This is a genomic window from Inhella sp., from assembly GCF_027532025.1.
Classification (GTDB): Bacteria; Pseudomonadota; Gammaproteobacteria; order Burkholderiales; family Burkholderiaceae_C; genus Inhella.
This window is the reverse complement of the sequence record NZ_JAPZSY010000038.1, coordinates 43,372-64,282: the sequence shown is the minus strand read 5'-3', so window position 1 is coordinate 64,282 and position 20,911 is coordinate 43,372. Positions and strand designations below refer to the sequence as shown.

The following is a 20,911-nucleotide window of genomic DNA, read 5'->3' as shown; positions in this document are numbered from 1 at the left end:
AAGTTCCGGCCAGCTTGACCGGCTCTTGCAAACTGGTGACAGGCTTGTCGCAGGCGTCACAACGGGGTTGAGCCAGGGCCGAGCCCCAAAGCAAACAACCGAACAGCACAAAGGCGATCCAACGCAGCATGGTGTCTCCTGATGGCCCCTGTCTGATGGGGCGGGGTTGGGCCGTAGGTTGCCGCACCTAGAGCCACTCTCGTCCAAGTGTTTGCCCCAAAAGCGGTCACTATTCGCACATTGCCGAACTTGTTGGCCCGCCCACCCCTGGTGCACCCCCCGAAGCCTGTGGCGTCGTCGCACAAAGCCCAGGCCCAACCGAGGGCAAGTTCGGCGCTCGAAAAATTGAGCGCTAGAATGTTGGGCTTCGTCGGCGCCGGTGTAGCTCAGTTGGTAGAGCAGCGCATTCGTAATGCGAAGGTCGGGGGTTCGACTCCTCTCACCGGCACCACCAGAAGACCCACACCAGCCCGGCCTTGCCGGGCTTTTGTGTTTTTGCGCGGCCGCTCGCCATAGTTCAATGGATAGAACGGACCCCTCCTAAGGGTCAGATGCAGGTTCGATTCCTGCTGGCGGGGCCAACAACGCAAAGGGCGACGACGGGCCGCGCGGCCGGCGCGCTCAGCGCAGCCGCATGGCACGCCACAGCAGCCCCACCGGCAACAAGCCAGCGACCGCGATCGCCACGGACGGCAAGGCGGCCTCGCTCAAACGCTCGTCGCGGGCCAACTGGTAGGCCATCACCGCCAGGGTGTCGTGGTTGAACGGGCGCAGAAGCAGCGTGGCGGGCAACTCCTTCATCACATCCACGAACACCAGCAACGCCGCAGCCAAACTGGTGCGGCGCAGCAAAGGCAGGTGCAGCCGCGCCACCAACCGGCCGCGAGAAGCGCCCATCAGGCGCGCGCTGTCGTCCAGGGTGAGCGGGATGCGCGAGTAGCCGGCTTCCACGCTCTGCAAGGCCACGCCGCCAAAGCGCACCGTATAAGCCACCATCAGGCCCAACACCGTGCCCGTGAACGCCAACGTGGCCCCGGGCCACACGGCTTGCAACCAGCCCATGGGCAACAACAGACCCACCGCGATGACCGCGCCAGGCACCGCATAACCGAGGCCCAGCAAACGCGTCGCAACGCGCGCCATCCAGGCTCGCAGGCCGTGTTGTTCGAAGCGCTGCAAGGCGGCCAAAGCCAAGGCCAAGGTCACGGTGATGAGCGCGGCGCCCCCGGCCAGCTTCAGGCTCGCCCCCGTCCATGCCCAAAAGCGCGGGCCCCAATCCAGCCCACTGGCCTGCCATTCGCGCCAAGCCAACCACGCCAGCCACAACAGGGGCAGCACAAAGCCCAACACCACGGGAAGGCTGCACAGCGCCAGCGCCAACCCTGCCCGCCAACCGCGCAAGGGCACCCGGGGCGCAGCACCGGCCGCCGACTGGCGCGCCGAAGCAAACCGCATGCGCGACTGCGCGTGTCGCTCCAAGGCCATGGCCAGCAGCACCGCCGCCAGCAGCAACGAGGCGATCTGCGCTGCCGCTTGTCGGTCGCCGTTCACCAACCACGCTTTGTAGACCCCGGTGGTCATGGTGTTCAGGCCGAAGTAGCTGCCCACGCCGTAGTCGGCCAGCGTCTCCATCAGCACCAGCAGCACGCCCGCCGCCAGCGCGGGTCGCGCCATCGGCAAGGCCACGACCCACACGCGCCGGGCCAGGGAGGCCCCCAGCAGTTGAGCCGCCTCGAGCAAGGTCGCGGCGCGCTCGGCCAGCGCCGTGCGCGTGAGCAGGTACACGTAAGGGTAGAGGCAGAGCACAAAGACCAACACCGCGCCGGGCAGGCTGCGCACCTCCCCCCATAGTCGGCCCTGCAGGCCCAGGGCGTCGCGCAGGCCGGTTTGCAGCGGCCCACTGAACTGCAACGCGTCCGTGTAGGCGTAGGCCGCCACGTAGGCGGGCATGGCCATGGGCAAGAGCAGCGCGAAGTCCAGCAGGCGCCGGCCCCGGAACTCGAACAGGCTGACCAAGGCCGCCGCACCGCCGCCCACGCAAGCGCTGCCCACGGCCACGCCCAGCGCCAACCACGCCGACTCGGCGGCATAGCCCGGGAGCACGGTGTCGGCCAGGTGCGTCCACTGCGCCCAGGCGTCGGCGTCCAGCGTCAGCCAAGACCCCAAGACCGTCAACACGGGCAAGGCCAGCAGCACGACCAGAACGAGCAACAGCAACAGGCCCATCGCCGGCCAACGCCTTTAGTGAATGAGAACGAGGTGCATTTGCACCGCCGCTATCATAGGCCGATGCTTCTTTCGCTCGACCAAGTTGGACTCCGGTACCGGCAGCGCGGCTCCTCGGTGGACGCCGTTCGAGAGGCGTCGCTGAGCCTGGCGAAAGGGGACATCGGCGTGCTGATCGGGCCCTCCGGCTGCGGCAAGACTTCCCTGCTGCGCGCCATCGCCGGACTGGAGCGCATCAGCGCTGGGCGCATCCGGGTCGCGGGGGAGCCCGTCGCCGATGCCGAAACCGGCGTGCATCGTGCGCCAGAAGCGCGTCGGGTTGGCATGGTGTTCCAGGACTTTGCGCTGTTTCCCCATCTTTCCGTGCGTGCCAACGTGGCGTTTGGGTTGGCGAATCTGGGCGCCACCGATCAGGCGCAGCGCGTGGAGCAGATGCTGTCCCTCGTCGGCCTGGAGGCCCTGGGAAAACGCATGCCGCACCAACTCAGCGGGGGCCAGCAACAGCGGGTGGCCCTGGCCCGCGCCCTGGCGCCCGCGCCCGCCCTGCTGCTGCTGGACGAGCCGTTTTCCAGCTTGGACGTGGACCTGCGCGAAGAGTTGTCGCAGGAACTTCGCGCCATCCTCAAGGCCGAGGGCAGCACCGCCCTGTTCGTCACCCACGACCAAGCCGAGGCCTTTGCCATTGGCGACCGTGTGGGCGTGATGCACCAAGGCCGGCTCGTCCAGTGGGACGAGGCCTACACCGTCTACCACCGGCCAGCCACGCGCTTCGTGGCTCGGTTCATCGGTCATGGCGTGTTCGCCCCTGCAACGCTGGAGGCGGGTCCTGAGGGCCCTCAACTGCGCACGCCCCTGGGGGTGCTGCGAGACACGACGGAATGCCCACTGCCCGGCGCCTACCCGGAAGGCCGCTGCGAGGTGCTGCTGCGCGCCGACGACGTGGTTCACGACGACCATGCCCCCGTCCAGGCCTGCATCGAGCGCAAGGTGTTCCGCGGGGCCGAGTTCCTCTACACCTTGCGCCTGCCGGATGGCACCCAGCTCGTGGCCTCGGTGCCCTCGCACCACGACCACCATGTTGGGGAGTGGATCGGCGTGCGCGCCCAGGTGGACCACGTCGTCACCTTCGCGCCCGCATCGGCCGTGTAATCCAGGGGCATTCCGGGCCTTTCCTCATGCTGCAGGGCCATCCCCCCCTGCCTATACTGAGCCGATCGGTTTCTTGGAAGTAGAGGCGCACCATGGGCGCAACGTTGAAGGTCGCAGGTTGGATCACGGTGGGGGCCATTGCCGGCGCCCTGGCGTCCATGCAGTTCAGTGCCACTGCACGCTCCACACCCAACGTGGGCTTGCCGCTGGAAGAACTGCAGCAACTCGCCCAGGTGTACGGCTTGGTGCGCGCCAATTACGTCGACCCCGTGGACGACAAGAAGCTGATCAACGACGCCATCGCCGGCATGGTCAGCGGTCTGGACCCGCACTCGCAGTACTTCGACAAGAAGACCTTCGGCGAGTTCCGCGAAGGCACCTCCGGCAAGTTCGTCGGCGTGGGGATTGAAATCGGCATGGAAGACGGGCTGGTGCGCGTCGTCTCCCCCATCGAAGGGTCGCCTGCATTCCGTGCCGGCCTGCGCGCCAACGACCTCATCACCCGCATCGACGAAACCAACGTCCGAGGCCTGACGATGGACCAGGCCGTCAAGCGCATGCGGGGTGAGCCCAACACCAAGGTGGTGCTGAACATCTGGCGCCGCAGCGAGAACCGCACCTTCCCCGTCACCATCGTCCGCGAAGAGATTCGCACGCAGTCGGTCCGCGCCAAGATCGTCGAGCCGGGCTACGGCTGGGTGCGCGTGTCGCAGTTCCAAGACCGTACCGTGGACGACTTCGCCCGCAAGGTGGAGGAGCTGTTCAAGCAAGACCCCAAGCTCAAGGGCTTGGTGCTGGACCTTCGCAACGACCCTGGCGGCAACCTGGAGGGGGCGATCGCCATCTCGTCGGCCTTCCTGCCGGCCGGCGTGGAGGTGACCTCCACCAAAGGCCAAGTGGAAGCGGCACGCTTCACCTACCGCGCCGTGCCCCAGCACTACCTGCGCCCTGGCCAGCAAGACGTCATCAAGAAGTTGCCAGCCGCGCTGAAGTCCCTGCCCCTGGTGGTGCTGGTCAACGAAGGCTCGGCGTCCGCCAGCGAGATCGTGGCTGGCGCCTTGCAAGACCACAAGCGCGCCACGGTCATGGGGGGTCAAACCTTTGGCAAAGGGTCGGTGCAAACCGTGCGCTGCCTGGCCGGCAGCGTGCGGCTGGATGAGTGCCCGGGGGCGGCCATCAAGCTCACCACGGCGCGCTACTTCACGCCCAACGACCGCAGCATTCAGGCCCAGGGCATCGTGCCGGACGTGCCGCTGGACGAAACCGCCGAAGGCAACGTGTTTGCCGCGTTCTACACCCGCGAGGCCGACCTGGACCGCCACCTTGCCAACGGTGACAAAGCCGCCGAGGAAGAAGCGGCCAAGGCCCGTGAAGCCGAGCGCAAGCGCCTGGAAGAATTGCGCGCCAAGCGCAACGAGCCCTTCAAGCCCCTGCCTGAGTTCGGATCGCCCGAGGACTGGCCGCTGCAGCAAGCCCTGAACCAATTGCAAGGCAAGACGGTGGTGGTGTCCAAAGCCATCACCGAACGCAAGGCCCAGGCCGACGTGCCCAAGCCCTGAGCGCCCACACCCATTCCACCCCTGTCAGGGCGCCACAAGGCGCCCTGACGTCCATCTGAGCGCCCGTGAATCCCCCCGAAACGCCCGCATGAACGACGAGCAGTTGCAGCGCTACGCCCGCCACGTGCTGCTGGAAGGCATTGGCATCGAGGGCCAGCAACGCTGGCTGGCCAGCCACGCCCTGGTCATCGGGGCCGGCGGCCTGGGCTCCAGCGCCTTGCTGTCGCTCGCCGCCGCTGGCGTCGGGCGCATCACCGTCATGGACGCCGACACCGTGGACCTCAGCAACCTGCAGCGCCAAGTCATCCACACGACCGCGCGGGTGGGCCAAGCCAAGGTGGAGTCCGCTCGGTGCGCCCTGCAGGCGCTCAACCCGGGCACCGACGTCGTCGCCGTGGCGCAGCGCGCCGACCCCCTCAACCTGCCCGCCCGCGTGGCCGCGGCCGACGTGGTGCTGGACTGCAGCGACAACTACGCCACCCGACAGGCGGTGAACGCCGCCTGCGTGACCGCCGGCAAGCCCCTGGTGTGGGCCGCTGGCGTGTCGTGGCACGCCCAAGCCTCGGTCTGGTGGCCGGGGCGCGACGGGCCCTGCTACGCCTGCTTGTTCCCCCCTCAGGCGCCCGTGCAGGACACCCCCTGCAGCACCTTGGGAGTGTTTGCCCCCCTGGTCGGCTTGGTTGGCATGCTGCAGGCTGGCGAGGCGCTCAAAGGTTTGGCTGGCTTGCCCACCCTGGCCGGGCGCTTGTGGATGTGGGACGCCCAACAGGCTCAGACCGACACCGTGCGGGTCCAGCGCCGGCACGACTGCGAGGTCTGCTCAAACGAACATTAATTTCGTCCAACAGTCGATATCCTTACCAACAGCTCCCAAAAATACCCGGAGTCAACGATGTCACCGAAGCGAGACCTCAGAACGAGAAATTTTCCAACGGCAGAGGAAGACCTTCGCCGCCCACCGCCCCCGCTCGGGGTGGTGGACCAAGCCCCGAGCTACCGGCTCGCCTTCGCCGACGACGACTTCCTGGTGCGCGAAGAGCTTCGGCCCGTGCGCATGCAGTTGGAACTCCTCAAGCCGGAGTTGCTGCAACAAGAGGCGGGCATCGAATCCACCTTGGTCATCTTTGGCAGCGCCCGCATCCCCGACCCGAGCAAAGCCCAGGCCGAGCTCAGTGCCGCCGCCGCCAGTGGCGACGCCGCCCGTGAACAACGCGCCCGCACGCAACTCGCCATGAGCGCCTATTACGAAGAAGCGCGCCGCTTGGCCGAAATCGTCACCCGCGAGACCCAGCGCTGCGGCTCGCCCATCTACGTCGTCACCGGTGGCGGCCCCGGCATCATGGAGGCCGGCAACCGCGGAGCCTTCGAGGCCCAAGGCAAGAGCATCGGTCTGAACATCGTGCTGCCCCACGAGCAGCACCCCAACCCCTACATCACGCCGGACTTGTGCTTCCGCTTCCACTACTTCGCCATGCGGAAGTTCCACTTCCTCATGCGCTCGGTGGCGCTGGCCTGTTTCCCCGGTGGATTCGGCACGCTGGACGAGTTGTTCGAGTCGCTCACCCTCATCCAGACCGGCAAGTGCCGCCGACGCCCCATCCTGATGTTCGGCCGCGAGTTCTGGACGCGCCTGATCGACTTCGACTACCTGATCGAGACCGGCATGATCAGCCCGGGCGACGAGCAACTGTTCCGCTTCGTCGAAACGGCTGAAGAAGCCTGGGAAATCCTCGACCACGAGTACGACCTCAAGACCGCCGCCCAATGCGCGGTGTGAGCCTCCCCCGCTGAAAGCCCCTGCACCATGACCCAACTTCGACACGTTTCTCTCGTCGGTGCGCCGACCGACATCGGCGCTGGCGCCCGCGGCGCCTCCATGGGCCCCGAAGCCATGCGCGTGGCCGGCCTGGCCGATGCCCTGCAAGCACACGGGGTGGACGTCGAAGATCGGGGCGATCTCGCCGGCCCTCGCAACCCCTGGCAAGCCCCGGTCGAAGGCTACCGCCACCTTCCCGAGGTCGTCGCCTGGAACCGTGCGGTGCACGACGGCGTGCTGGGCGTGCTGCGGGACCAGCGCATGCCCATCCTGCTGGGCGGCGACCACTGCTTGGCCATCGGCTCCATCAGCGCCGTGGCCCGCCACTGCCGCGAGGCTGGCAAGAAGCTGCGCATCCTCTGGCTCGACGCCCACGCCGACTTCAACACCAGCGCCCTCACCCCCAGCGGCAACATCCACGGCATGCCCGTGGCCACGCTGTGTGGCTTCGGCGCGCCCGACCTGGTGCAGGTCGGCGGCTTCAGCGCGCAGCAGCCCGCCATCAGCCCCAAGTGGGTGCGCCAGATCGGCATCCGCAGCGTGGACCAAGGCGAAAAGCGCTTTGTGCACGAGCAAGAGCTGGAGGTGTTCGACATGCGCTACATCGACGAGATGGGCATGAAGCACACCATGGAGCTGGCCCTGGCCACGCTGGACGCCAACACGCACCTTCACGTCAGCTTCGACGTCGACTTCCTCGACCCCGCCATCGCCCCGGGCGTGGGGACCACCGTGCCCGGCGGCCCCAGCTACCGCGAGGCCCAGCTGTGCATGGAAATGATCGCCGACACCGGCCGCCTGGCCAGCCTGGACGTGATGGAGCTCAACCCCGCGCTGGACGAAAAGAACCGCACGGCACTGCTGGCGGTGGACTTGATCGAGTCGCTGTTCGGCAAGAGCACCTTGATGCGCAAGTGAGCTGACACGCGAGACCCAAGAAAAAGCCCCGTAAGTTCAACAACTTACGGGGCTTTCGAATGGGTAGGCGCGATTGGACTCGAACCTCCTCGGCAGCGCAATTCAGGGGAAGCCAGTCGCGATCTCCATAGAGGTGGCCTCAAGCAGCAGGTGGCCTCATTCCGTTCACCAGCTCGGGTGAACTTGCCCCAACTACCAACGACCGCGCACCCGCATCGGCAAGCAGGCCCTGGTGAGATGCCAGCCAGCAACGAACCAGCCTCGGGGCGGCCGCATGCGGCATCAGTCTTCGTTGTCGTCGCTCAGGGCATGTCCCTGCATCGCCCTGCTGACGGCCCGCTCAATGGCATCCAACACATGGGCAGGCACGCGCTCCGCATAGCGCTTGCGCCGGTTGTTCGACAGGCTTCCACCATTCTGAAAGACCGTAACGATCAGCGTCGCTAGATCACTGCCGCGCAGATCGTGTCGTGCATCGATGTGCCGCTGCACGCGATCGAACAGGTTCAGGAACTCCACCTCGTGGCGCATGTGCGAAGTCAGCGAGGCCTCTGCCATGTCCAGCGTGAAGCTCGCGGCCTCGGTGAGGTCAATGTATCGGAACCAGGTATCGGCGCCCTCGGCCCAGTCATAGCTGTAGTTCTCGTCGCCGGCCCACATCACCCGGCAGAGCTGGCGAGCCGGCCTGCTGAAGGAGGTCAGGGCCTTCAGGTAATCGGCCTCGTGCTTCTTCATCGCCACCGAGATCGGTAGCAGGAACTGCGGCGGCAGCAGACCAGACTGCCCCAGGCAGTGGTGGATCAGGAAGCGCGACAAGCGTCCGTTCCCATCCATGAAGGGATGGATGAACACGAAGGCGAAAGACACCACGGCGGCGTGCACCAGCGCGTCGAGCGCGGCCGGGCGCTGGTTGGCCAGTCGCATCAGGGCACTCATCAGCTCCATCGCCAACTCCGGCGCCGGCGGCACATAGGTCACACCGGCAGCACCGGGCACGTCCCTTTGCAGACGGTTCTGCTCGGTGCGGAACTGCACCGCCTTGTCGAATGGGTTGGAGATGGCGGCGTTCTGCAACTCCACCAGCAGCTCTTCGGTCAACCGCCGCTGCTCGTGCGCGCGGCGCAGCAGAGCGGCGAACAAGTTCGCCTTGCCCTGCGTGGGCGCCTCGCCCTCGATGGCGAAAGAGCCCTCGGTCTCGCTGAGGTAGGCCCAGTTCATCGCCCGCTCCAGCAGGGCGGGGCCCACCTCGTCCGCAAAGGCTTTTGCCTGACCGAGGATGTCCTTCTGCGTTCGCGCCAGGAGCGCCGGTGTCTTGCGCACCACCGGGCAAAAATCAAGATCGCCCAGGCCGTTGAACTCGATGCGCCAACGGGAATCTCGCTGCGCCGGTCCGACAAAGTACTGCTCGGGGTCAAACAGCGGGGCATAGCCAGAGGCGACGCCCACCTCGATCAGGCCAGGTAGTTGCTGGCGATGCCAGCGCTCCCACAAGTGACCCAGTTTGCGCCCGTACACGCTATTCGGCGTAGCTTGCACCCAGGCTGCCAGATCATCAGCCGGCAGGCGCCGCAACGCACCGGCCAGCAAGTCCAGGCGCACGCCTTCGTGCTTCAGCGCAAACAGGGCGTGGTGCAGCAGCGTGGGTTCCGGGGCCAACTTGTGCGGCACCAGCAGGGCCCCATCGGGCAAGCGCTCAATTCGGCTGCTGGCGGCCAGGCGTGCGCGTTTGCCACCCAGGAAATCCGGAGCCCCAAGCGCGGTCTGAATCCAGGCGTAGCCGATGTCGCTCATGTCAGTGGGAGGTTTGCGCCGAGAGAAATCCTCAGGGCTCTGGAATTTTTACCAGAAAGAGCAAAATCATTGAGCTTTTTTGTCGGCGCCACCAATTTGGGGCAAGGAACAAGACCAATCCCTGGTTTCGCAGACTTTTTTCGTACCAATGGACCGACTAGCGGGATCAAGCCCCCAGTCAGAATAAAAAAGCCCCGTAAGTTCAAAAACTTACGGGGCTTTCGAATTGGTAGGCGCGATTGGACTCGAACCAACGACCCCCACCATGTCAAGGTGGTGCTCTAACCAGCTGAGCTACGCGCCTGGGGTCTCTTCGAGGACTCTGCCGATCGCTCGGCGCCACGAAGCCCGGCAGTATAGCGTGAAATTCAGCGCCGGCGAGCCGCGCGCACGCCCTCGACTTGCGCGACCGCGCGCAGTGCAGCGGCCAGGGTGTCGCTGTCGGGCACTTCCACGGTGAACAGCATCCATTGCGTGTCGCTCGGGCCGCCGCGCACGGGGCGCGCTTGGGTCTTGGCCTCGCTGACGCGCAGGCGCAACTTGGCAAAGACTTCGAGCACGTCGCGCAGCACGCCGGGTCGGTCGCGTGCTTCCACGCTGAGGTCCACCGGGAACAGGCTGCCCGTGGTGGCACCCCACGTGACGTCGATCTCGCGCTCCGGGTTGCGCCGCAGCATGTCGCGCAGGTTGGCGCAATCGCTGCGGTGGATGGCCACGCCGCGGCCTCGGGTGACGTAGCCGCGGATGGCATCGGGCGGGGCGGGACGGCAGCACCGGCCCAGGCTGGTCAGCAGGGAATCGACGCCCACCACGAGCACGCCACCTCGTGGCCCCTGCGTGGCGGGTCGCACATGCTGCCGGGTGGCGTCGGCGTCGTCGTTGGGCGCTGAATCCGGGGCGGCGGGGCGCAGCAGTTGCTCGATGGGCTTGAGCGAAAACTCGTCTTTGCCGACGACCTCGAACAGCGCATCGGCGGTCTTGAAACCGAGTTGGTGGGCCAGGTCGTCCAGCTTGAGCGCTGTGCGCCCTTCACGGGCCAGCAGTTTTTCGACGGCCTCGCGGCCGCGAGCGATGGTGGCCTCGGCGGCTTGGGCGTTGAACCAGGCGCGCACCTTGGCACGGGAGCGTGGGCTTTGCAGGTAGCCGAGTTCGGGGTTGAGCCAGTCGAGCGAGGGCCCCCCTTCCTTGCCACCGGTGATTTCGACCGTTTGGCCGGACTGCAGCGGGGTGTTCAGGCTCACGAGCACGCCATCGACCTTGGCCCCGCGGCAGCGATGACCCAGTTCGGTGTGCAGCGCGTAGGCGAAATCCACCGGCGTGGCCCGGGCGCACAACTCGATGACGTTGGCCTGCGGGGTGAACACGAAGAGGCGGCCTTCGTCGGTGGTCGTGGGCGCAGCCTCGCTGAGGTCGCGCTCCCAGGCCAGCAGCTGGCGCAGCACGGCCTTGCGCGCCTCGCTGACCTGCGCATCTTGGGCCTGGCTGGTGCCGGCGTAGCCCTTGGCGCCGGCCTCCTTGTAGGCCCAGTGCGCAGCCACGCCGTGCTCGGCGTGCTCGTGCATGGCGCGGGTGCGGATCTGCACCTCCATGGTTTGGCCGTCAGCGCTGCGCACCACGGTGTGCAAGCTCTGGTAGCCGTTGGGCTTGGGACGGGCGATGTAGTCGTCGAACTCTCCGGGCACGGGCTCGTACAGCTCGTGCAGGCGCGCCAGCACGGTGTAGCAGTCGTCCACGGTGGGCACGATGACGCGCAGGGCCTTGAGGTCGAACACGCGTTCGAGCGTCAGGCCCTTTCCCTGCATCTTTTTCCAGATGCTGTAGAGGTGCTTGGGTCGCCCCTGCACCTCGCCGTCCAAGCCCAGTCGCTGCAACTCGGCCGTCAGCGCGGCGCGGGCCTGGTGCACGCGCAGTTCGCGCTCCAAGCGCTTTTCGTGCAGCGCGCGAGCCAGGTCGCGGTATCGCTCGGGCTCCAGGAAGCGAAACGCCAGGTCCTCCAGCTCCCACTTGACCTGCCAGATGCCCAGCCGGTTGGCCAGCGGCGCGAACACCTGGCGAGACTCCAGGGCCAAACCCGTGGGAACGGGCGTGCGGGTGGCGGCATACCAGCGCAGGGTTTGCAGGCGCGAGGCCAGGCGCAGCAGCACCACGCGCAGGTCTTTCGAGAAGGCCAGCAGCATCTTGCGCACGCGCTCGACTTGGTCTTTCGCGGCTTCCTCCTCCAGCACGGCGTCGCGCGCGGTGCGTTGCAGGCGCACCAGCTTGCGGGTGTTCTCCACCAAGCCGGCGTAGCCCTCGCCGAAGGCCTTGGCGATGGTGTCTTCCGGTTGGGCCAGGTACTCGCCGGCATAGACGAGGTAGCAGGCGGCTTGGATGCCCGGCGCGGCGCCAATGCCTGCCAAGATGGCCGCCAAGCCGTCGGCATGGTCCAGGGCGTTTTCGCCGCTGCCCAAGGTCTGAGGCGCGAGCAAGGGCTCGGCGAAGGCGCGAGCGCGTTCGAGAACGCTCAGGGGGCTGGACGCGGCGCGCTCGGGTGCCGGCAGGCGCGGCGGCAAGGCGGCGTCTTGGTCCAGGTCTTCCAGCAGCTCGACGATGGTGGCGCGCTGCGGGTCGGCGGGCGCGGTCTTCATGGGGCGAACAAGAAGCCTTCCAGAGGCGTCCACTGGGCTTCGCGGTCGAGCATGGAGGCGTGCCCCACCCCTGGCAGCGTCACCACCCGGGCCTTGGGGCCGCGAGCCGCCATGGCCTGCGCGGTTTCGGCGGTGATGAGGTCGGAGTTGGCCCCGCGCAGCAGCAGCGTGGGGCGCCTGAGGCGGTCGTAGGCGTCCCACAACTGCACCTCGCCCGCCGCCGCGATGGCGGGGGTGAGCGCTTGCAAGTTGTGGGCGATGGCCGGGTCGTGGTGCAAACGCACCCCGCCGCCCTCGGCAGGGCGAAGCATGGGGCGGTTGAAGGCCAACCACTCGGCGTCGGTGAAATCGCCAAAGCCCATCGAAACCTCGCGCAAGGCCCGGGCGGCTTGCGCCTCGTCGGCAAAGTGCATGGCCTGTCCAACCTGGCTGCCGAGGCGACTCAGCGCCGCCCACTCCAAACTGGGGCCGACGTCGTTCAGCACCAAGCGCCGCACGGGGCTGTGGGGCAGCGAGGCCAAGGCCAAGCCGATGAGGCCGCCCATCGAGGTGCCCACCCAGTCGACCTCGGGCACGTTGAGTCGCGCCAGCAGCACCACCATGTCGGCCACGTACTGGGGCAGGGCGTAGCCTGCGGGGTCGGGCAGCCAGTCGCTGTCGCCACGCCCCACGATGTCGGGCGCCACCACCCGGTAGTGGCTGCGCAAACGCAGCGCCAGTGGCTCGAAGTCGCGCCCTTGCCGCGTCAGGCCATGCACGCAGACCAGCACGCGCGGGTTGCCTGCATCGCCCCACTCCCGGTAGGCGACGCGATGCAAGCCGCTGGGGCTGAGGGCGTGGACGTGGTGCAGGCGCGACTCGGTCATTGGCTATCCTTCGACGCATCGCAGGATACGGGAACCCACCATGCTTCAAGGCAAAACCGCCCTCGTCACCGGCTCCACCAGCGGCATTGGCCTGGGGCTGGCGCTCGCACTGGCGCAACAAGGCGCTCGCGTGATGCTGAACGGCTTTGGCGACGTGGCCGCCGCCCAAGACGCCGTCGCCGCCACGGGCGCCGAGGTGGACTACCACGGGGCCGACATGTCGCGCTCCGACGAGGTGGTCGACCTGGTGCGCGCCACGGAGTCGCGCTTCGGGGGCGTGGACATCCTGGTGAACAACGCCGGCATCCAGCATGTGGCACCGGTGCACGAATTCCCACCCGAGCGCTGGGACGCCATCATCGCCATCAACCTCAGCAGCGCGTTCCACAGCACCCGGGTGGCATTGCCCGGCATGCTGACCCGCGGCTGGGGGCGCATCGTCAACGTGGCGTCGGTGCACGGGCACGTGGCCTCGGTGAACAAGAGCGCCTATGTGGCAGCCAAGCATGGCTTGGTGGGTTTGACCAAGGCGGTGGCGCTGGAAACCGCCACCACCGGCGTGACGGTGAACGCGCTGTGCCCAGGCTGGGTGCTGACGCCCCTGGTGCAAAAGCAGGTGGAGGCCCGCGCCGCGGCCGACGGCGTGGCGCTGCCCGAAGCCACCCGCCGCCTGCTGTCGGACAAGCAACCCTCGCTGGCCTTCACCACGCCGGAGCAATTGGGGGCCTTGCTGGTGTTCCTGTGCAGCGAAGCGGCCAGCAACGTGCGGGGGCAAGCCTGGAGCGTGGATGGCGGCTGGACGGCGCAGTGAGCCGGCACAGAAGGCTGGCGGCTGCGGCCCCGGGGTTCGAGGCTCGCGCGCCACGTGTTTGCAAGCAGACGTAACACCACCCCCCGAGGATGCGGGAGTCGGGCACCCCATTTGTAACAACGGCGGCCGGCGGACGCCCACAATCTGAGCGCTGCGTTGACACCGCAAACGCCTCAAGGCCCACGGAGACCCGCCATGTCCACGACCCTGTCCATGCCCTTGACCTCCTCCCGCGCCCTGCGCGTGGCGGTGGTGGACGACGATGCCCGCATTCGCGACTTGTTGCGCCGCTACCTCTCGCAAGAGGGCTTCGAGGTGCATTCGGTGGAAGACGGCCTGGGCCTGCAACGCCTGATGTCCCGCGAGTCGCCAGACCTCATCGTGCTGGACCTCATGATGCCCGGGGAAGATGGTCTGTCCATTTGCCGGCGCCTGCGGGCCAAGGGCGACATGACACCGGTGGTCATGCTCACCGCCAAGGGCGAAGACGTCGACCGCATCGTCGGGCTCGAGATCGGCGCTGACGACTACCTGAGCAAGCCTTTCAACCCGCGGGAATTGCTGGCGCGCATCAACGCCGTCTTGCGTCGCCGCCCGCCCCCGGAAATGCCCGGAGCCCCCAGCCGGGAAGGCGAGCGCTTCACCTTCGGCCCCTACGAGTTCGACTTGGGGCAGCGACGCCTGTTCCGCGAAGGGCAAGAGATGCCCTTGACCACGGGCGAGTTCGCCATGCTCAAGGCCTTGGTCCGCCATCCGCGGCAGCCGCTGAGCCGCGACCGGCTGGCCCAGCTCACCCGCGGTCGCGACTTTGAACCCTTTGACCGCAGCTTGGATGTGCAGATCTCCCGCCTGCGCAAGCTGCTGGAGGCCGACCCCAGCAAGCCCCGCTACATCCAAACCGTGTGGGGCCTGGGCTACGTCTTCGTCCCTGACGAGGCGCCGGCCACGGTCAGCTGATAAGCGCGCGGCCGCAGATGCCTCGCCCCCTGTTTCAACTCACCCTTTTCTGGCGCACTTTCGCCTGGCTGGCCGTGCTGCTGGGCGTGACCGGGCTGGCTTGGCCACTCACCTTGCGGGCACTGGAAGCCGAGCCTCGGGCCCTGCAAGCGGCGCAGCAGTTGGGCGATTTGGTGCTGCTGGCGCGCGCAGCGCTGCAGCACGAAGAAGCCGCTCAGCGCCAAGGGGTCATCCAGTCCATCGAGCGCACCGCCACCCTCCACGTTGCGGTGGCCCAAGCGAACGACCGCCCGACGGACTACGCCCAAGACGCGTTCACCACCCGGCTGGTGGAGGCCCTGCAGCAACGCCTTGGGCCAGAGACGGTGGTGGCACGAGCCCTGAACGACCGTGAGGGCTTGTGGATCCGCTTCATGACCGGTCGCGACGCCTATTGGCTGCGCGCCCAATCCGATCCCGCCCAGGGACTGCCTGCGGCCAAACTCTGGTGGTGGCTGTTGTTGCTGGCGGTCACGGTCGCGAGCTCGGCGGCCATCGCCGGCCTCATCAACCGGCCCTTGCGGGAGCTGTCGGTGGCGGCCCACCGCATCCGCGAGGGCGAGTACGACTCCCGACTCGACGAGCACACGCTGACGAGCGAGATCCGCGAGGTCAATCGCGGGTTCAACCGCATGGCGCGCGTGCTGGCCAAGCTGGAACAAGACCGCAGCGTGATGTTGGCGGGCATCAGCCACGACTTGCGAACGCCCCTGGCTCGGCTGCGCCTGGAGGCCGAGATGAGCGTGCACGACGACGTTGCCCGCATGGCCATGGCCGACGACATCGACCAGCTCGACGCCATCATCGGCAAGTTCATGGACTACGCCCGGCCGCACGAACTGACCCTGCAGCCCATGGCGCTGCACGAGATGCTGGAGCGCGCCGCCCAGGCCTACCGCAACGTGCCCGACCAGATCGACATCAGCTTGGTGGTGCCCGAGTCCCTGAAGGTCATGGTGGACCCCACCGAGATGAGTCGCGTGTTCGCCAATCTGTTTGAAAACGCGCGCCGCTACGGGCATGCGCCGGGCGAGCCGGCACGGGTGACCGTCAAAGCCCGGCCTCGCGGCGTGGAGGTGGAAATCGGTGTGCGGGACCACGGACCCGGCGTACCGCCCGAGGTGCTGGGGGAGCTGACCAAGCCCTTCTACCGGGGCGATGCCGCCCGCACCGCGGTGTCGGGCAGCGGCCTGGGGTTGGCCATCGTGGACAAGGCCCTGCAACGCATGGGAGGCACGTTGGACATCGTCAACGCCCCCGAGGGCACGGGGCTGTTGACCAAGATGAGGCTGCAGCGCGCCTGAGCCTGGACTTCAGCCCCCGCGCATCAACAGGCACACGGCCCGCGCCTCCATGGCCAGCCCATCGCCCACCGGGCCGAGCTTTTCGGCCGTCTTGGCCTTGACGTTGACCGCGTCGGTCGCCAGTTGCAGCACCTCGGCCAGCCGCGCCCGCATGGCGTCGATGTGCGGGGCCAGCTTGGGCGCTTGCGCGACCACGGTGCTGTCCACGTTGACCAGCGTCCAGCCGCCAGCCCGCACGCGGCGCGCGGCCTCGGCCAGCAGCACCATGGAGTCGGCGCCCTTGAATTCGGCCGCGGTGTCGGGAAAGTGTCGGCCGATGTCGCCCAACCCGGCCGCGCCCAACACGGCGTCGGTGATGGCGTGCGCCAGGGCATCGGCGTCCGAGTGCCCGAGCAAACCGTGGCTGTGGGGGATGGTGACCCCGCCCAGTACCAGAGGCCGGCCCTCCACCAGGCGGTGCACGTCCCAGCCCTCGCCAATGCGCAAGACCGGGGCGTTCATGGGCGACTCCGCAGCAATCGGTCGGCCAGGTCGAAGTCTTCGGGTCGGGTCACTTTGAAATTCTCCAGGGAACAGGGGACCAGCAACGGCGCGTGGCCCAGGGCCTCGATGGCGCTGGCTTCGTCCGTCACGGCCTCGCCCGCGGCCGCCAGTGCGCGCCGCAACAGGCCCAGGCGGAACATCTGTGGCGTTTGCGCCTGCCAGTAGCGGCTGCGGTCGGCCGTGCGAAAGCTGCGCTGGCCTTCGGCCTCTTTCAGGGTGTCGGCCACCGGCTGGGCCAGCAAGCCCCCCACGGCGTCGTCGCGGCAGACGTCGATCAAGGCGCTGATCCAAGCCGGCCGCACCAAGCAGCGTGCCGCGTCGTGCACCAGCACCCAGTCGTGGTCGGCGGCGCCAGCCTCTTGCAGGGCCGCCAAGCCCGCGGCCACGCTGGCGGCACGGGTGGCGCCGCCGCGTCGAATCAAGCGGCCGGCAAAGGCCGGCACTTCCACCTCGAACCAAGCATCGTCGGGCGCCACGACCACGTTCACGCTGGCGATGGCGGGCACGGCTGCCAGCGCGTCCAGGGTGTGGACCATCAGCGGGCGGTCGGCCACGGCCACGTATTGTTTGGGGCGGGGCTGTCCAGCACGGCTGCCCACACCAGCGGCCGGAACCAGGGCATGGCAAAGCGCGAGGGTCACAGCAGCACGATGTCGTAATGCTCGGTCTGGTTGCCCGGCTCGGCGGTGAGCGAGATGGGGCGACCGATGAAATCGCTCAGGCCCGCGAGGTGGGCCGACTCTTCGTCGAGCAGCATCTCCACCACCTCGGCGGCGGCCACCACGCGGAACTCCTTGGCGGAGAACTGCCGCGCTTCGCGCAGGATCTCGCGCAGGATGTCGTAGCAGACGGTGCGGGCCGTCTTGACCTGGCCTCGCCCCTGGCAGGTCGGGCAGGGCTCGCACAGCATGCGGCTCAGGCTCTCGCGCGTTCGCTTGCGCGTCAGCTCCAGCAGGCCCAGCGAGGTGAAGCCCCCCACGGTGGTGCGGGTGCGGTCGCGGCTCAGGTGCTTCTTCAGTTCGGCCATCACGGCTTGACGGTGCTCGTCGCGCGCCATGTCGATGAAGTCGACGATGACGATGCCGCCCAGATTGCGCAGGCGCAGTTGGCGGGCGATGGTGCCCGCAGCCTCCAAATTGGTCTTGAAGACCGTGTCGTCGAAGTTCTTGGCGCCCACAAAGGCGCCCGTGTTGACGTCGATGGTGGTCAGCGCCTCAGTTTGGTCGAACACCAAGTAGCCACCGCTCTTGAGGTCGACACGACGCGCCAAGGCCCGGTTGACCTCGGCGTCGATGTTGTGCAAATCGAAGATCGGTCGCTCGCCGGTGTAGTGCTCCAACTTGCCCACGCTGCTCGGGGTGTACTGCTCCCCAAACGCCCGCAAGGCCTCGTACTGCAAGCGGCTGTCGATGCGAATGCTGCCCGTGCGCTCGCTGGCCAAGTCGCGCAGCACGCGCTGCACCAGGTTCAAGTCCTCGTGCAACAGGCTGGGCGGTGGCAGCGTGTGGGCGCGCTGGCGGATGGCGGCCCAAGTCTTGCGCAGGTAGGCGATGTCGGCGGCCAGTTCGTCGTCGGTGGCCTCTTCGGCATTGGTGCGCAAGATGAACCCGCCGCCACCGCCAGCCTCGCGCGTGCCCACGAGGGCCTGCATCCGCGCGCGCAAGGCCTCGCGGGCCTCGGGCGAGCCGATGCGCTGGCTGATGCCGATGTGATCGTCTTGCGGCAAGTGCACCAGCAAGCGCCCTGCGATGGACACCTGGCTGGACAGCCGGGCGCCTTTGGTGCCGATGGGGTCCTTGATGACCTGCACGGTGAGCGCTTGCCCCTCGAACAGGAGCTTTTCGATGGGCGTGACGGGCGCATCCCGCCCGGGGCCGGTGTGGGCCTGCTGCAAATCGGCCACGTGCAAAAACGCGGCCCGTTCGAGTCCGATGTCGATGAAGGCCGACTGCATGCCAGGCAACACGCGGGCCACGCGCCCCAGGTACACGTTGCCCACCAAGCCGCGCTCCAACGCACGCTCCAAATGCAACTCTTGCACCGCCCCGTTTTCGACGAGGGCCACGCGGGTCTCCTGCGGAGACCAATTGATCAGGATGTCTTCCATGGGCGTCCCAAGGGTTCACGACAGGGTGCCGAAGCCCCTCTCGTCAAACGTCGGCTCCTCGGCCGCGCACCGCACGCAACAGCTGCGCGGTCTCGTACAGCGGCAGGCCCATGATGCCCGAATGGCTGCCATCGATGCGCGACACCCAGGCCGCAAAGTGGCCTTGGATGCCATAAGCCCCAGCCTTGCCGAAGGGCTCCCCCGTCCCGATGTAGGCCTGCACCTCGCCCGCCGCCAAGGACGCCACCCAGACGGTGGACGATGACACCGCGCGGTGCACGCTCCCCTGCAGGTCGGCGATGGCCACGGCCGTGTGCACCTGGTGGGCCTGCCCGGACAGGGCCGAGAGCATCTCGGCGGCTTCCTGCGCGTCGCCGGGCTTGCCCAAGATGCGATCGCCCAGCGCCACGGTCGTGTCGGCGGCGAGCACAGCGCCAAGCGGCAGGCCCAATCGGGCGTGACGCGCCAGCGCGGCCTGCAGCTTGGCCTCGGTCACCCGCTGCACGTAGGCCACCGGCGCCTCGCCCGCTTGCAGCGCCTCGAGAGCCTCCGCGTCCTCGCCGGCGTCGGGCAGCAGCAGCTCGTGCGCTTGCCCAATCTGGGCCAACAGCTGCGCTCGGCGGGGGCTCTGCGACGCCAGGTACAGCCTCATGCGCGCAGCTCCAGGGTCGCCCAGCCGCTGCGACTCCAGTGTTGAACCTCCTCCTGCAACAGGAACAAGGTTTGCGGGTGCGTGGCCACCCAGCCCTTGGGCATGGTGAGCTGCACTTGCGTGCCCTCGCGCTGCAAGCGCATGGCCTTCACGTCGATGGGCTCGCGGGCGTGGGCCTTGATCACCGCCAAACGCAGGGCCATCACCTGCCAGCGCAGCGTCTCATCGACGGCCTCGGCCCCCAGCTTGCGCAGCCCACCCCGTTGCCCGAGCGCGATGGTGGCCATGCGGCGTTGCTGGCTCTGCGAGAAACCGGGAGCATCCAAATGCCCGATCAGGTAGGCACTGTGGCGGTGGTGGTCGTGGTGCGACACGCACTGCCCGATCTCGTGCCAGGCGGCGGTCCAACCCAGCTCCAAGCGCCGCTCGGCCGGCGCGCGCGGCAGCAGCTGTTGGAACAGGCGCTCGGTGAGCGTGCGCACCTGCCGGGCCTGCGGCAGGTCCACGCCAAAGCGCTGCTGCAAATCGGCCACGCTGCGCTCGCGCAAGTCGGCGCTGGGCGCCTGCTGGTGCAGCTTCAAGCGCTCCGCCAGCTCGAAGATCAAGCCCTGACGCAAAGCGCCCTTGGCCGGCAAGATGGTGTCGATGCCAAAGTGGCACACCAGCGTGTAGAGGATGCACAGGCCGCCCGCCACCACGGGCTTGCGGTCGAGCTTGAGGCCGGGAAGGTCCAGCGCGTCCACCGACCCTGCGCGCAAGCAGGCGTCGATGCACCAGCGCAGCGACTCGGCATTGATCCGCCCGCCAGCCACCTTGGACGCCGCCACCAGCTGCGCCACGGCCCCCACGGTGCCCGAACTGCCAAGAACCTGCCGCCAAGCTGGCTTGGCGTGACCCCGCGCGAACTGGCCCACGGCCTCTTCCAGTTCAGCCGCCGCGCTGATTTGGGCCGCCCGAAACGCCTCGGGCGTGAAGCGGCCGTCCGGGAAGTAGCGCACCGACAGCCCCACGCTGCCCACCTGGAACGACTCGGCCTTGAGCGGCTCCGCCCCACGGCCCAGGATCAATTCCGTGGATCGCCCGCCGATGTCGATGACGAGGCGGGTTGCCGGGTCGGGCTGCAGCCGGGACACCCCGCGGTAGATGATGCGCGCCTCCTCGCGGCCCGCGATGACCTCCACCGGAAAGCCCAGCACCTCTTGGGCACGCACCAGGAACTCGTCGCGGTTTTGCGCCTCGCGCAGGGTTTGCGTGGCCACCGCCCGCAAGCGCTGCGGCGCAAAGCCCCGCAACTCGCCACCGAAACGCGCCAGGCAATCGAGCCCCCGCTGCAAGGCCTCCGGCGTCAGCCGCCCTTGGGCGTCCAAACCGGCGCCCAAGCGCACCGGCTCCTTGCGGTAGAGCAAGGTCTTGTAGTCGCCACCCCGCAGGCGGGCGATTTCGAGGCGAAAGCTGTTGGAGCCGAGGTCGATGGCGGCCAGGGCATCGGCACCCCAAGGGTGCTCGGGCAGGTCGTTGGGCATGGCGACATTCTGACCGGCGAGAA

17 protein-coding genes and 3 tRNA genes are annotated in these 20,911 nt (G+C 67.8%); 10 read left to right on the top strand and 10 right to left on the bottom strand.

Annotation, left to right across the window (positions count from 1 at the left end):
- Positions 1-375: 375 nt before the first annotated feature.
- Positions 376-451 (top strand) — tRNA-Thr (locus O9335_RS07110).
- A 55-nt stretch (positions 452-506) separates the two neighbouring features.
- A tRNA-Arg gene (locus tag O9335_RS07105) sits at positions 507-581 on the top strand.
- Between the two features lie 40 nt (positions 582-621).
- Here the strand turns inward: O9335_RS07105 and O9335_RS07100 are convergent.
- Positions 622-2,226, bottom strand: a complete 1,605-nt coding sequence (locus O9335_RS07100) for an iron ABC transporter permease (protein WP_298385682.1) — start codon at positions 2,224-2,226, stop codon at positions 622-624.
- A gap of 63 nt (positions 2,227-2,289) precedes the next feature.
- Between O9335_RS07100 and O9335_RS07095 the strand changes: the two genes are divergently transcribed.
- The 5 genes from O9335_RS07095 (at position 2,290) to rocF (ending at position 7,668) form a co-directional block, all read left to right on the top strand.
- Positions 2,290-3,375: an ABC transporter ATP-binding protein gene (locus tag O9335_RS07095; RefSeq protein WP_298385679.1), complete on the top strand. Its 1,086-nt coding sequence runs from the start codon at positions 2,290-2,292 to the stop codon at positions 3,373-3,375.
- A gap of 92 nt (positions 3,376-3,467) precedes the next feature.
- Entirely contained in the window at positions 3,468-4,934 is a 1,467-nt protein-coding gene (locus tag O9335_RS07090; RefSeq protein ID WP_298385675.1) for a S41 family peptidase, read from the top strand.
- Positions 4,935-5,022: 88 nt separating this feature from the next.
- Positions 5,023-5,769 carry a HesA/MoeB/ThiF family protein gene (locus O9335_RS07085; RefSeq protein ID WP_298385672.1) on the top strand — a complete coding sequence of 249 codons (747 nt, stop codon included), beginning with the start codon at positions 5,023-5,025 and terminating at the stop codon, positions 5,767-5,769.
- Positions 5,770-5,826: 57 nt separating this feature from the next.
- A complete protein-coding gene (locus O9335_RS07080; RefSeq protein WP_298385669.1) occupies positions 5,827-6,711 on the top strand; it encodes an LOG family protein in 885 nt (294 codons plus the stop codon).
- Between the two features lie 27 nt (positions 6,712-6,738).
- Entirely contained in the window at positions 6,739-7,668 is a 930-nt protein-coding gene (gene rocF, locus O9335_RS07075; protein WP_298385666.1) for an arginase, read from the top strand.
- Positions 7,669-7,950: 282 nt separating this feature from the next.
- Here rocF and O9335_RS07070 read toward each other — a convergent pair whose 3' ends face one another.
- The 4 genes from O9335_RS07070 to O9335_RS07055 form a co-directional block, all read right to left on the bottom strand.
- On the bottom strand, positions 7,951-9,324 hold the full coding sequence (locus O9335_RS07070; protein ID WP_298385662.1) for a Fic family protein: 1,374 nt from the start codon (positions 9,322-9,324) through the stop codon (positions 7,951-7,953).
- 362 nt (positions 9,325-9,686) lie between these two features.
- A tRNA-Val gene (locus O9335_RS07065) sits at positions 9,687-9,763 on the bottom strand.
- A 64-nt stretch (positions 9,764-9,827) separates the two neighbouring features.
- A complete protein-coding gene (locus O9335_RS07060) occupies positions 9,828-12,086 on the bottom strand; it encodes an HD domain-containing protein (RefSeq protein WP_298385660.1) in 2,259 nt (752 codons plus the stop codon).
- On the bottom strand, positions 12,083-12,952 hold the full coding sequence (locus O9335_RS07055; protein WP_298385657.1) for an alpha/beta hydrolase: 870 nt from the start codon (positions 12,950-12,952) through the stop codon (positions 12,083-12,085). The genes O9335_RS07060 and O9335_RS07055 overlap by 4 nt, the downstream gene beginning before the upstream one ends.
- A gap of 40 nt (positions 12,953-12,992) precedes the next feature.
- Here O9335_RS07055 and O9335_RS07050 point away from each other — a divergent pair, with 40 nt between their 5' ends.
- The 3 genes from O9335_RS07050 to O9335_RS07040 all read left to right on the top strand — a co-directional run bounded on the left by O9335_RS07050 (position 12,993) and on the right by O9335_RS07040 (position 16,063).
- Complete coding sequence (locus tag O9335_RS07050) at positions 12,993-13,763, top strand: 3-hydroxybutyrate dehydrogenase (RefSeq protein ID WP_298385652.1); 771 nt, start codon at positions 12,993-12,995, stop codon at positions 13,761-13,763.
- A gap of 195 nt (positions 13,764-13,958) precedes the next feature.
- Complete coding sequence (gene ompR, locus O9335_RS07045) at positions 13,959-14,720, top strand: two-component system response regulator OmpR (protein ID WP_298385649.1); 762 nt, start codon at positions 13,959-13,961, stop codon at positions 14,718-14,720.
- Between the two features lie 17 nt (positions 14,721-14,737).
- Positions 14,738-16,063 carry an ATP-binding protein gene (locus O9335_RS07040; protein WP_298385645.1) on the top strand — a complete coding sequence of 442 codons (1,326 nt, stop codon included), beginning with the start codon at positions 14,738-14,740 and terminating at the stop codon, positions 16,061-16,063.
- Positions 16,064-16,072: 9 nt separating this feature from the next.
- On the opposite strand, the gene ispF is transcribed toward O9335_RS07040, so the two are convergent.
- Genes ispF through O9335_RS07015 form a run of 5 tightly spaced genes read right to left on the bottom strand, consistent with a single transcriptional unit; the run spans position 16,073 to position 20,888 of the window.
- Entirely contained in the window at positions 16,073-16,564 is a 492-nt protein-coding gene (ispF, locus tag O9335_RS07035; RefSeq protein ID WP_298385643.1) for a 2-C-methyl-D-erythritol 2,4-cyclodiphosphate synthase, read from the bottom strand.
- Positions 16,561-17,247: a 2-C-methyl-D-erythritol 4-phosphate cytidylyltransferase gene (gene ispD / locus O9335_RS07030; protein WP_298385641.1), complete on the bottom strand. Its 687-nt coding sequence runs from the start codon at positions 17,245-17,247 to the stop codon at positions 16,561-16,563. Before ispD ends, ispF begins: the two co-directional genes overlap by 4 nt.
- Entirely contained in the window at positions 17,244-18,713 is a 1,470-nt protein-coding gene (gene rng, locus O9335_RS07025) for a ribonuclease G (RefSeq protein WP_298385639.1), read from the bottom strand. The genes ispD and rng overlap by 4 nt, the downstream gene beginning before the upstream one ends.
- 43 nt (positions 18,714-18,756) lie before the next feature.
- Positions 18,757-19,365 (bottom strand): nucleoside triphosphate pyrophosphatase, encoded by a 609-nt coding sequence (locus tag O9335_RS07020; RefSeq protein ID WP_298385636.1) that lies wholly within the window; start codon positions 19,363-19,365, stop codon positions 18,757-18,759.
- Positions 19,362-20,888: a Ppx/GppA phosphatase family protein gene (locus O9335_RS07015; protein WP_298385633.1), complete on the bottom strand. Its 1,527-nt coding sequence runs from the start codon at positions 20,886-20,888 to the stop codon at positions 19,362-19,364. Before O9335_RS07015 ends, O9335_RS07020 begins: the two co-directional genes overlap by 4 nt.
- Positions 20,889-20,911 lie beyond the last annotated feature (23 nt).